Origin of the sequence: Candidatus Regiella endosymbiont of Tuberolachnus salignus (assembly GCF_964020115.1) — a bacterium.
Taxonomy (GTDB): domain Bacteria; phylum Pseudomonadota; class Gammaproteobacteria; order Enterobacterales; family Enterobacteriaceae; genus Regiella; species Regiella insecticola.
In genome coordinates this window covers 327,775-339,965 of record NZ_OZ026542.1, presented here as the reverse complement: position 1 = coordinate 339,965, position 12,191 = coordinate 327,775, and the positions used below count along the sequence as shown (strand labels likewise).

The 12,191-nt window shown below is 41.1% G+C and carries 12 protein-coding genes, 1 tRNA gene and 1 pseudogene; 7 read left to right on the top strand and 7 right to left on the bottom strand.

Going from position 1 to position 12,191, the window contains the following annotated elements:
• Positions 1 to 211: 211 nt before the first annotated feature.
• The 6 genes from pstS (at position 212) to phoU (ending at position 5,672) form a co-directional block, all read left to right on the top strand.
• On the top strand, positions 212 to 1,267 hold the full coding sequence (gene pstS / locus AACL30_RS01845; protein ID WP_339057622.1) for a phosphate ABC transporter substrate-binding protein PstS: 1,056 nt from the start codon (positions 212 to 214) through the stop codon (positions 1,265 to 1,267).
• Between the two features lie 97 nt (positions 1,268 to 1,364).
• Positions 1,365 to 2,128, top strand: a protein-coding gene (locus tag AACL30_RS01840) for an IS5 family transposase (protein WP_422389587.1) whose coding sequence is annotated in 2 segments (ribosomal slippage) — positions 1,365 to 1,725 and positions 1,725 to 2,128 — 765 coding nt in all. Because the reading frame shifts where the segments join, the coding sequence is not laid out codon by codon here.
• Positions 2,129 to 2,183: 55 nt separating this feature from the next.
• Positions 2,184 to 3,122 carry a phosphate ABC transporter permease PstC gene (gene pstC, locus AACL30_RS01835; RefSeq protein ID WP_339057621.1) on the top strand — a complete coding sequence of 313 codons (939 nt, stop codon included), beginning with the start codon at positions 2,184 to 2,186 and terminating at the stop codon, positions 3,120 to 3,122.
• A gap of 147 nt (positions 3,123 to 3,269) precedes the next feature.
• The gene (gene pstA / locus AACL30_RS01830) at positions 3,270 to 4,151 is read left to right on the top strand and encodes a phosphate ABC transporter permease PstA (protein ID WP_339057620.1); all 882 of its coding nucleotides are present in this window, start codon (positions 3,270 to 3,272) and stop codon (positions 4,149 to 4,151) included.
• A 28-nt stretch (positions 4,152 to 4,179) separates the two neighbouring features.
• On the top strand, positions 4,180 to 4,947 hold the full coding sequence (gene pstB, locus AACL30_RS01825) for a phosphate ABC transporter ATP-binding protein PstB (protein ID WP_339057619.1): 768 nt from the start codon (positions 4,180 to 4,182) through the stop codon (positions 4,945 to 4,947).
• A gap of 14 nt (positions 4,948 to 4,961) precedes the next feature.
• Positions 4,962 to 5,672: a phosphate signaling complex protein PhoU gene (gene phoU / locus AACL30_RS01820; RefSeq protein WP_339057618.1), complete on the top strand. Its 711-nt coding sequence runs from the start codon at positions 4,962 to 4,964 to the stop codon at positions 5,670 to 5,672.
• Positions 5,673 to 5,723: 51 nt separating this feature from the next.
• Here the strand turns inward: phoU and AACL30_RS01815 are convergent.
• The 7 genes and pseudogenes from AACL30_RS01815 to AACL30_RS01785 form a co-directional block, all read right to left on the bottom strand.
• Positions 5,724 to 5,852 (bottom strand): annotated as a pseudogene (locus AACL30_RS01815) (RNA-guided endonuclease TnpB family protein); the annotation flags it as partial.
• Positions 5,812 to 5,979, bottom strand: a complete 168-nt coding sequence (locus tag AACL30_RS01810; protein ID WP_339058518.1) for a hypothetical protein — start codon at positions 5,977 to 5,979, stop codon at positions 5,812 to 5,814. The gene AACL30_RS01810 and the pseudogene AACL30_RS01815, both read right to left, overlap by 41 nt.
• 98 nt (positions 5,980 to 6,077) lie before the next feature.
• Positions 6,078 to 6,153: transfer RNA gene (locus tag AACL30_RS01805), tRNA-Asn, on the bottom strand.
• Between the two features lie 143 nt (positions 6,154 to 6,296).
• Positions 6,297 to 7,514, bottom strand: a complete 1,218-nt coding sequence (hofC, locus tag AACL30_RS01800) for a protein transport protein HofC (protein WP_339057617.1) — start codon at positions 7,512 to 7,514, stop codon at positions 6,297 to 6,299.
• Positions 7,515 to 8,009: 495 nt separating this feature from the next.
• Positions 8,010 to 9,515 carry a type II secretion system protein GspE gene (gene gspE, locus AACL30_RS01795; RefSeq protein WP_339057616.1) on the bottom strand — a complete coding sequence of 502 codons (1,506 nt, stop codon included), beginning with the start codon at positions 9,513 to 9,515 and terminating at the stop codon, positions 8,010 to 8,012.
• A 280-nt stretch (positions 9,516 to 9,795) separates the two neighbouring features.
• Positions 9,796 to 10,233 (bottom strand): prepilin peptidase-dependent pilin, encoded by a 438-nt coding sequence (ppdD, locus tag AACL30_RS01790; RefSeq protein WP_339057615.1) that lies wholly within the window; start codon positions 10,231 to 10,233, stop codon positions 9,796 to 9,798.
• Between the two features lie 389 nt (positions 10,234 to 10,622).
• Entirely contained in the window at positions 10,623 to 11,552 is a 930-nt protein-coding gene (locus AACL30_RS01785; RefSeq protein WP_339056805.1) for an IS5 family transposase, read from the bottom strand.
• A gap of 107 nt (positions 11,553 to 11,659) precedes the next feature.
• On the opposite strand from AACL30_RS01785, the gene AACL30_RS01780 reads away from it, so the two are divergent.
• Positions 11,660 to 12,028 carry an IS630 transposase-related protein gene (locus AACL30_RS01780; protein ID WP_339058374.1) on the top strand — a complete coding sequence of 123 codons (369 nt, stop codon included), beginning with the start codon at positions 11,660 to 11,662 and terminating at the stop codon, positions 12,026 to 12,028.
• The last annotated feature ends 163 nt before the right edge of the window (positions 12,029 to 12,191 follow it).

Genomic DNA, 12,191 nt, shown 5'->3' with positions numbered 1-12,191 from the left:
GAAGTCTATTAATTATGGACTCTAGGGTATTGTGTTAGTGAATACAATAGGGATTTCGAATAGATTCTAGCAAAACAAACTTCCACCGTTTCTTTCTATTGTCATAAAACTGTCATAAATAATACATCCTGCTGTCATTAAATTGCGCTATTTTCCTCGCCACGGCTTTTTTATCTGCTTAAAAATAATTTTCATCCTAATGAGAGAACATATGAAACTGATCCGTATCGCTGTAAGAAATTTGATTGCTGTGATCTTCTCTATGCTGATACTGCCCGCTTTTGCTGATGTTAACTTGACTGGTACCGGGGCAACCTTTCCCGCCCCTGTGTATGGCAAATGGGCAGATTCTTATCAAAAAGAAACCCACAATAAAATTAATTATCAAGGCATGGGATCTTCAGCGGGAATAAAACAAGTTATTGCTGATACCGTGAATTTTGGCGCTTCTGATGCGCCATTGTCCGATGATAAATTGGCTGATAAAGGTTTATTTCAATTTCCGACGGTGATCGGTGGTGTGGTGATAGTGGTTAATTTGATGGGTATTCAATCTAATGAATTACTATTAGATGGCACAACTTTAGCTGATATTTATTTAGGTAAAATGAAAAAATGGAATGACCCGGCGATAGTAGCGTTAAATCCAGAAATAAAACTGCCAAACCAAAACATTGCTGTGGTACGTCGTGCGGATGGATCAGGTACTTCTTTCGTCTTTACCCAATATTTGGCGAAAGTGAATGCGGAATGGAAAGAAAAAATCGGTGTTGGCTCCAGTGTTAACTGGCCGACAGGGTTAGGTGGCAAAGGCAATGAGGGAATTGCCGCATTCGTACAACGTCTATCGGGTAGTATCGGTTATGTAGAATATGCTTATGCTAAGCAAAACAATTTAGCTTATACCAAATTGAAATCGGCAGATGATTACCCCGTCAGTCCCAGTATAGAAAGCTTTAGCGCCGCTACAAAAACGGTCGATTGGAACCAATCATTTGCGCAAGATCTAACAAATAAGCCAGGTGAAAATGTTTGGCCGATCACCTCCACCACTTTTATTCTATTAAAGAAAATCCAAAAGGATGCCGTTAACGGCTTGGAAATCCTGAAATTTTTTGATTGGAGTTATAAAAAAGGCGCTGAACAAGCCCATGCACTTGATTATGCTACCTTACCCACTGAGGTGGTTGAACAAATTCGCAGCGCATGGAAAACCCAGATTAAAGATAGTAAGGGTGACGTTTTGTTCAAAGAAGATTTCAAATAATCTCTTAAGTAGTGTCGTCACGTAATAAAAAATATATTATCATGTAACAAATAACGACAACTGTTGAGATGATTCAATAATGAAAGATGATTCGGGAATGAATTTAGCCCATCGCCGCCACGATATATCCGATCATGTTTGGAGCCTATTGGAAGCTCATCTCCCGGGGAGAAAAGGCACTTGGGGTGGCATAGCCAGAGATAACAGGCAGTTTATTAATGCTGTTTTCTGGATATTGAGAACCGGCGCTCCCTGGCGTGATTTACCGCCTGATTATGGCGGTTGGAAAAATACTCATCGCCGGTTTTGCCGCTGGCGTGACAAGGGGCTATGGGAGTCTCTGCTCGAAGCGCTGATTGTGGAGCCAGATTTTGAATGGCTGATGATTGATGCCACTCATAGCAAAGTTCACCCTCATGCAGCAGGCGCAAAAGGCGGTAATCAGGATATGGAGCGCACAAAAGGGGGCTCAACAGTAAGATACATCTGGCCGTGGATGCGCATGGTATGCCGGTCAGAATTTTTATTACATCAGGTACCACAGCAGATTGTCAGCAAGCAACGAATTTAACCAAAGGTATTGCAGCAGAATATCTGTTGGCTGACAAGGGCTATGACAGTGATAACATCATTAAAAAAGCAGAAGAAGCCGGCATGCAAATCGTAATACCACCTAAAAAGAATCGTAAAATTCAACGTGAGTACGATAAAGCGCTCTACAAGCATCGACATCTCGTGGAAAATGCTTTTCTGCACCTAAAGCGCTGGCGAGGTATTGCTACTCGTTATGCAAAAAATACCTCCTCTTTTCTCGCTGCTGTACAAATACGATGCCTTGCTCTATGGCTCAAGATCTCATGACGACACTATATAGAGCCTGTTCCAAAATTTTAGTAATAATTTATGGATAAAATTTATGATCTCTTCTAAACCGTCTATAAAAGCACCTAATAAATACGGTGATATTATTTTCGGCGCTTTGGTTAAGTTAGCCGCGCTTATTACTCTGCTTTTGTTAGGTGGCATCATTTTTTCGTTGATTATTGCTTCTTGGCCAAGCATTGAAAAATGGGGATTCGCTTTTTTGTGGAATAAAGAATGGGATCCCCAGGCTGAAAAATTTGGCGCATTAGTGCCTATCTACGGCACGATAGTGACTTCAGTGATCGCTCTCATCATTGCGGTTCCAGTGAGTTTTGGCATAGCCATTTTTTTAACCGAACTAGCACCCAATTGGCTAAAACGACCGGTGGGCATGGCGATTGAATTGCTTGCTGCCATTCCGAGCATTGTCTATGGCATGTGGGGATTGTTTGTTTTCGCGCCGTTATTTGCTCAATATTTTCAACAACCGATGGATCAGCTGCTTTCCGGTATGCCTATTATTGGTAACCTCTTCTCTGGCCCCGCTTTTGGTATTGGCATCTTGGCGGCTGGCATTATTTTAGCCATTATGATCATTCCTTATATCGCTTCTGTCATGCGTGATGTCTTCGAACAAACACCGGTGATGATGAAAGAATCAGCTTATGGGATCGGTTGTACCACCTGGGAAGTGATCTGGCGTATTGTCTTACCATTCACTAAAAATGGAGTGATTGGCGGAATAATGTTGGGGTTAGGTCGAGCACTGGGCGAAACCATGGCGGTCACCTTTATCATTGGTAATACTTATCAACTCGATAATTTTTCATTATTTATGCCAGGTAACAGTATTACTTCTGCCCTGGCCAACGAATTTGCTGAAGCAGAGTCAAGCTTACACACTGCAGCGTTAATGGAACTGGGATTAATTTTGTTTTTGATCACTTTCGTCATATTAGCGCTCTCTAAGTTAATGATTTTAAAGTTATAGCCAATGAATTTCGAGTTACAGCAAGGCGGCCAGGGCGATCGACCGATGAGCGTAGATAGATCATGAAGGCGAGCACCCGCAGCCACCACTGCCGTAACTTGAAAGGCGAAGGGTATATAGCTAAGCAAAAAGGGCGTTAACAAGATAATGCAAAACGAAAGCTTACAAAATAATGAAAAATTAACCGCCACTCGTCATAAAAAACAAGCATGGCGTCGTCAAAAAAATCGGCTCGCGCTGCTATTTTCCATGATCACGATAATTTTTGGCTTATTTTGGTTGGTATGGATTTTATTCACTACCCTAACCAAAGGGATCGACGGTATGTCATTGGCATTATTTACCGAGATGACACCGCCCCCTAATGCAGCAGGAGGCGGTTTGGCTAACGCCATTGCTGGCAGCGGATTATTAATTTTATGGGCGACCTTGATAGGGACACCACTGGCCATCATGGCTGGCATTTATTTGGCAGAATATGGGCGCCGATCTTGGCTAGCTGAAATAACGCGCTTTATTAACGATATTCTCTTGTCTGCTCCCTCTATTGTGGTTGGATTATTCGTCTACACCATAGTGGTCACTAAGATGGGGCATTTTTCCGGCTGGGCAGGGGTGATCGCACTGGCATTACTCCAAGTACCCATTGTGATCCGTACCACGGAAAATATGCTAAAACTGGTGCCAGATAGCCTGAGAGAAGCGGCTTACGCATTAGGAACACCAAAATGGCGCATGATCACGGCTATCACTTTAAAGGCATCGATATCTGGCATTCTAACGGGGGTTCTACTGGCAATCGCTCGTATTACCGGTGAAACCGCTCCCTTATTATTTACTTCGCTCTCTAATCAATTTTGGAGCACAGATTTACAGCATCCCATTGCTAACTTACCGGTCACGATATTCAAATTTGCCATGAGCCCATTCAATGAGTGGCAGAAACTCGCTTGGGCAGGCGTATTGCTCATCACCCTCTGTGTTCTGTTATTGAATATTTTAGCGCGGGTGATGTTTGCTAAAAAATAAACTAATTTACCAAGGAGAAATATTCTAAATGAGCAGCACTACTGCCAGTAAGCTCCAGATCCGCAATTTAAATTTCTACTACGGCAAATTCCATGCGTTGAAGAATATTTCGTTGGATATTGCTAAAAATCAGGTCACGGCTTTTATTGGCCCTTCGGGCTGCGGTAAATCGACACTATTACGTACTTTCAATAAGATGTATTTACTGTATTCGGATCAATATGCCCAAGGCGATATTGTTCTGGATGGAAAGAATATCCTGACCGATAAACAAGATGTTGCTTTATTACGCGCCAAGGTGGGGATGGTTTTTCAAAAACCGACGCCGTTTCCGATGTCGATTTACGACAATATCGCCTTTGGGGTTCGTTTATTTGAAAATTTATCGCGTTCTGATATGGATGAGCGTGTGCAATGGGCGCTGGCAAAAGCGGCGTTGTGGAATGAAACCAAAGATAAATTACATCAAAGTGGTTACAGTTTATCCGGCGGACAACAGCAACGTTTATGTATTGCGCGAGGGATCGCCATTCGACCAGAAGTTTTGCTGTTAGATGAGCCCTGTTCGGCGCTTGATCCTATTTCTACTGGCAAAATTGAAGAATTGATCAGTGAACTAAAATCAGACTATACCCTGGTTATTGTCACACATAATATGCAGCAAGCAGCGCGCTGTTCCGATCACACGGCTTTTATGTATTTAGGTGAACTCATTGAGTTTAGTGATACCGATACCCTATTTACCGCTCCGCAAAAAAAACAGACCGAAGACTATATTACTGGCCGTTACGGTTAAAAACAGGACAAATCATGGATAATTTTAAACTGAATACACATATCTCCGGCCAGTTTAACGCAGAGCTTAAACATATTCGTACCGAAGTTGCGAAAATGGGTGGGTTAGTAGAGCAGCAGCTAACTAAGGCGATCGAGGCTATGCATAATCAAGATAGTAATCTCGCCAACCAAGTTATTGAAGGAGATAAAAAAGTCAATAAAATGGAAATGGATATTGACGAAGCCTGTGTGCGTATCATTGCTAAACGTCAGCCTGCTGCCAGTGATTTGCGTTTGATCATGGTTATCATTAAAACTATTTCAGAATTAGAACGTATTGGTGATATGGCAAATAAAATTTGCCAGATAGCGCTGGAGAAATTTTCTCATCAACCATTGTTAGTTAATTTAGAATCTTTAGGACAACATACTGTAACAATGTTACATGATGTGTTGGATGCCTTTGCTAGAATGGATTTAAAGGATGCGTTCTGTATTTATCGTGAAAATAAAAAAATAGATCAAGAATATGAAGGCATTGTGCGTCAATTAATGACCTATATGATGGAGGATCCTCGGACTATTCCTAAGGTACTAACGGCGCTATTCTGCGCTCGCTCCATTGAACGCATAGGTGATCGCTGTCAAAATATCTGTGAATTTATTTTTTATTTTGTTAAGGGACAAGATATCCGCCACCAGAAAGGTGAGGTGCTAGAAAAATTGTTGGCAAGGGATAATTGACATCCTGCCCGCTCTAAATGGCGAGGATTCCTACCGCGTTCAGACGGAAGCCTAACACACCTCGGTGGGTTCCTGTTTCCTCGAGCGGCCTAAAGCTGCTATCTCTCCACAGGCTAATACGGCATGCCCTGCCGCAATATTACGTGCAGCGTTGATATCGGTGTTCTCTGTATACCCACAGTCCTTCAAGTTGCAGTGTCGCGGCCAGAATGCTCGTCGAATCACGTAGTCTATCTACGCGCTCATCGGTCTCACACTCTGGCCGCGACGCTGCAACTTGAAAGGCCGAAGGGCATAACTCTGCCATGCTCAAGGATAACAGGCAACAAAAAACCCGCAAATTCATTTAGAATGCGGGCTTTTTTAAAACTACAATCAGTAAAAAGTACTGGCTGATACTATGTTTGGCTCCCCCGACTGGACTCGAACCAGTGACATACGGATTAACAGTCCGGTGTTCTACCAACTGAACTACAGGGGAATCGCGTGAACGGTGCGCATCATATCCAGCCATTATCATACTGTCAACGTTAAATTTCTTCTGAAAGTGGGCTAGATTAAAATATCATCAAAATAATGTATTATTTTTAATATCCTTACCCCATTTTTAGCGCGAAGAGAATGTCAATCCATGATATTGCCCAATTGGAAGATAGGTAAATACATAGCAACAACTAAAGTGCCGACAATGATACCAACGACTAATATCAATATTGGCTCAAGCATCTGAGTCAGATTATCAGCCAGTTCTTGAGTTTGTTGTTGGTGCCAATGAGAAAGTTTTTCCAATAACACATCTAAACATCCAGATTCTTCTCCAATACGGATTAATTGTTGACATAAGGGTGGAAACAATCGATATGGAGAAGATAAATTGTATTGGGACATAGCATGGTGCAATGAAATACCTTGGCTTATCTGCTTATTAAGATCGTGCATGGCTTGCTGATAAAAGAAATTATTGACAGATAATGCTGCTGCTTGAAGACTAGCCGCCAACGTTAAACCGGAGCGCTGAGTAATGGCCAGGGTTTGGAATATTTGACTGAGACACCTGCCACGAATTAAGGAAGAAAAAATGGGAAGCCGTAATAGATAAGCTTGCTCTCGTTGTAACCAGTGCGGTATTTTTCTTAATTTATGACAATAAACTATACCGATGATAACCAATGCTAAAATAATATATGACCCTATATAAATAAGGCCGTTAGAAAAAAATAACAATCCACGGGTTAGCAAAGGTAAAGGCGCCGAGAATGATTGGTATATTTGAGCAAATTGCGGTAATACCATAACCAACATCATAGTGCTGACAAATAAAGCGAGAGTGCAGATAAATAGAGGGTATCTCAACGCTTTAGCGACTTTTTTTTGTAATTGTTGCTGTCGTTCTTGCTGCTCTGCTAACCGAGAACAGCACTGATCTAAAGTACCTGTTAACTCGCCAACTGTAATTAACTGACAATATAATTCAGGAAATATTTGTGGATAATCAGAGATGGCTTCAGATAGTGATTGACCTTGGGTAATTTTTTGGCTGATTTCTTGTAAAACACAACGCCAAGCAGGTGCATCTGTTTCTTTGGCTAATAATTGTAAACTATTTACTAAAGGTAAGCTTGATTGTAAAAGGGTCGCGAGTTGGCGAGTAATAGAGATTAGATGTATACCTTGCCAATAACTATCAGGAATACGCTTACCAGATTTTACATTAATAGGCTGTAATCCATGTTGTAGCATATATTCGTAGACTTTATTTTTTTCTGTCGCTAAAGAGATATCTTCCTGAATAGCGCCATTTTTATTAATAGCTTGCCACTGATACAAACGGTGAATATTCATTGGTGAGCCTCAACTTCAGATATGGCACGGCACTGTTAACAAAATTAAACTATTGAATAACAAAGAATTTATAAAAATATTTAGGACGCATAAAATAATGATGAGATAAAAATAATACTTTTTGTGATCGGCTTCATCATTGAAAGAATTCGCCGATCGCTGCCATAAAAAATCGATTCATCTGTTTTTTTAAAGAGGAACTGTTTACTTTAAATGTATTTAAATTATAATTATTTCAATAAGTTAGATGAATACACTTTGTTAACAGTGCCATAGCCAAATCATTTTAATTTGATTCTGTGTTGTCGTCGCTTGCCGTACTATACCTTTCGTCGTTGAAGCCGCCGTATTGTTGGCTGCGGGTGCTCGCCGAATCACGTAGTCTATCTACGCTCATCGGTCAGTCGCCCTGGCAGCCGAAGGCAACTTCAAAGACGAAAGGTATATTTGTACTGTCTGTGCTCCTCCGCCTTGAATCAAATTAAACTAATTCGGCTATATCATACCGATAACACGTTTAATTTCAGTAATGGTGGTAATTCCTTGATCAACTAATGTTAGTCCTGCCGTCAACAACGTCATATTCCCTTGTTGCTGCGCAATATCAATTAATTTAAGGGAATCGAGATGATTAATGAGCGCTTGTTGGATCTCGGGAGTAACCATTAATATTTCATAAACCCCAATGCGGCCATAATAGCCAGCACAGCAATATTCACATCCTATAGCCAGCCAATTACGTAGTGATTTTGGCCATATATTGGCAGGATAGTAGATGACGTCTGCCGCGGGTTTTTTACAATGTAAACAAAGACGGCGTACTAGTCGCTGGGCAATAACTAGCTTGAGACAAGAGGCAAGTAAATAACCTGGAACTTTCATTTGGATTAATCGAGTTAGGGTATCGGTAGTAGAATTAGTGTGTAGAGTAGACAGTACAAGATGGCCTGTTTGTGCTGCCTTTACTGCAATTTCAGCCGTCTCATTGTCACGAATTTCACCGATCATAATGATGTCAGGATCCTGACGTAACAATGTTCGCAGAATACATGAAAAATCCAAACCTATTTTGTTATTAGTTTGAATTTGATTGATGCCTTCAACAGATATTTCTATAGGATCTTCAACACTGCATATATTTTTTTGCCAATGATTAAGTTGTAATAGGCTGTTGTATAAGGTCATTGTTTTCCCGCTTCCTGTTGGCCCCGTTACTAATATCAAACCTTGAGGAGCTGATAATACGTGTATTAATTTTTTGAGTACTTTATCTGTCAATCCTAGTTGTTCCAAGCAGGGCTGCCATTGAGAGTGGAGGATGCGTAGTACGATTTTTTCACCATATTGAACAGGTAATGTAGCAATGCGCATAGAGTAACGTAAATTATCCATTTGTAATGCCAATTGACCATCTTGCGGTAGTCGTTTTTCTGCAATATTGAGTCGAGCCATCACTTTCAGGCAAGCCGCAATACGGGGTATTAATTCAGATGATGGAGGGCTTATCTCTTGTAATACACCGTCGATACGTATGCGAACACGGTAGCGATGCTGATAAGGTTCAAAATGAATATCAGAAGCTCTTTTTTGAATGGCGATACGTATTGTCTGATTAATAAATTGAATAACTGGTGTATCACTATCATCATTAAGGGAAGTCTCTTCGTCAGAAAAATCATGTGAAGGATGATTTTTCACAAGTGATTTATTCGATAATTCTTCAGAATGAGTCGCGACAGTAGAATACGTTGAAAGATGCAAGTTATTTTGTGGTTGCCACTGATGAAGAATTTGTTCAATTTTTGCTTCCGGCCAGTGTTCTACTTTAATCGTACATCCACAAGCAAAACGTAATGCAGAGAGTAGCTCATCACTTGCACCATTAGAGGTAGCGATAGTCAGCGTTGTTTTATCCATTGTCAAAACAATAGCTTTATAACGCTGACAGAGAGCTTGTAATTCTTCATTAATTATTTCATCGGATATTGAATAATCAGTCACTTTGTCGCCTTTTCATTGGGTACGTTTTATACCCTTCGCCTTTGAAGCTGCCGCGTTGTTGGCTGCCAGTATAGTCCAATCATTTTAATTTGATTCTGTGTTGTCGTCGCTTGCCATACTATTTGTAATGTCTGTGCTCTTCCGCCTTGAATCAAATTAAAATGATTCGGTATACCCTGTTCAGATCGAGTTTGACAAAAACCTGTTTTACTAAAATAGATTACCTGTACGCCATTTTTGTTTTTTTATCGTTATGTGCAAAACATGAGCACTGGATATATTAAAGAAAACGAAAAACCGCTTTACAGCTATCCGCAATAGATACTTGCGGAGTTGTACAAGTACTAGCCCAACTCAATCCGTCATTATTATTTTTCTTTGGTGTCATGACGATAGTCAGCCCATCAAGTACTTGCTGACCTGATAACGTAATTACGCCATTAAGAATTTTCATGCTCTTTACATAACGTGTTGTTTTTGTTTCCGGAATATCATTGCTACCAGCGTTACAGCCTGTAATCGAATTTTTTTCGAAAACACAAAGTTCAATAGCCGTTTTGTAAGACATGATGGCTTGTAACATATCGATAAGGGCGGCTTTTTGTATATAACGCTGGTAAGAGGGGATACCTATACTACTGAGGACAGCAATAATAGCGACAGCGACCATCAATTCGATAAGAGTAAAACCTTGTTGTCGATAAATCATTTTATGCATTCTCTTCTCACTCCTCTCACTACCTCTTACAATCTCCTTGGCTCAGGAGATGTGGAGATTTTGACTAGGATTTTAGAATGCCTGTTTTTTATCGTGATCAGTAGAGGCAGTGTTCAATCTTGTAAAGCTTATCGCACGAAATTTTTTCAGTTTGCAAAAATACACTGATCATTGCGGCGGTGTTCACAAAATAAAGAATAACCACTTAATTGTTACTGTCCGCCGGAAATATTTTTGGTATGGAAGCCCTGAAAAACCGATAATGAATGCTATATTTTGAGCTAATAGCGTTAATTCTTAAAGTCATGTAATAAAAAAGAAAATCAATGCACTCTTTTTTTACGGTATAAGAGACGGCGGATACACTTTTTTTCAGTATCAATGGAAAATCAGGGGTTACAGAGCAGGATTTTTCTAGCGAGAAAGAGATTGGTCAAAGCAAATAAGCTGAATAACTGCGCGGTATTTTTTGCCAAGCCCTTGTAGCGCACTTTTCTAAAGTTGAACTGACATTTTAACACCCGAAAGGGATGTTCAACCTTAGCCCGGATTTTCGCAATAAGACTTTGCCGATGCCGATGTTTCTCCCATACCTGCTGCTCCTGCCCGGGCAAGGCCAATACCCTCCGTCGGGGGATGTGCCAGATGACCGCACGATGTTGATGTTCACTGCGTCGCATCACGCCTTTATAACCGGCATCACCATGGACAACCTCTTCTTGGCCGTGAAGAAGGTGATGAACTTGCGTTACCTCGGCTACATTCGCCGAGGTTCCTACCAGGGAATGCACCAGACCCGTCTGTGCATCCACACCAATATGCGCTTTCATACCAAAACACTGATTGCCTTTACGGGTGGCTTTCATTTCAGGATCGCGGCCATTTTGCCGGTTTTTAGTTGAACTGGGTGCATGAATGATCGTAGCATCAACAATACTACCCCGTTTGATAAACAGCCCACACGAAGCTAAATGCGCATTGACCTCTTCAAACAATGATTCGCTTAAATGATGTTTTTCCAGCCAGTGTCGAAAATGCAGAATGGTGGGATCGGAGGGAATCGCATCGACGGAGACACCGGTAAATTGACGTAGTAAGGGGATGTCATATAACGCTTCTTCCATCGATAAATCAGCGTAATTAAACCCATTTTGTAAAAAATAAATCCGCAGCATCACCTCTAAAGGTTTTGCCGGTCTTCCCCCTTTGGCTGTTGGCTTAGGATAATTGATACTGAGTTTAGACAGAATTTTTTCCCAGGGAACTATCCTATTCATCTGCGCTAAAAAGTCGCCTCGTCTCGTCGATTTCGTTTTCATTTCACTATTAACCTAAAAAAATTATTAATGACAGAATAGACTACTTTTAGCGGTTTTTCAGGGCTTCCGTATGGCATAGGTGGTATAAATTGATGTATAATACTGAGATGACCTATCCATTAAAATTTCGCCAACATGTCTTGGCTATTAAAACGCAAGAAAAGCTCACTTATGCCCAAACAGCGACACGTTTTTGTGTGGGGACAGCGAGCCTGATGCGCTGGGCTAAACGCATAGAACCTTGCCTGACTCGAGATAAACCCGCTACCAAAATAAACCAAGCGGCGTTAATCCTTGATGTAGAAACCTACCCTGACGCGTCTCAACACGAACGAGCCCAACGTATGGGGGTTAGTGCTCGAGGTATCTGCGATGCGTTAAAACGTGCCGGGTTTAGCTATAAAAAAAACATTTTATCATCCCAAAATCGACGTCCAAGCGCGAAAAGATTTCCAAAACAAGCTCCAGGCCTATGAAGCCTGTGATACCCCGATAATTTACGTGGATGAAAGCGGTTTTGCCCATGATATGCCACGTCTTTATGGTTATTCAATGAAAGGTAAGCGCTGTTACGGCCAACACGATTGGTGCATATTATCATCAAGAAGATCACTGAATAACCCCCTGTGTCAGCATAGT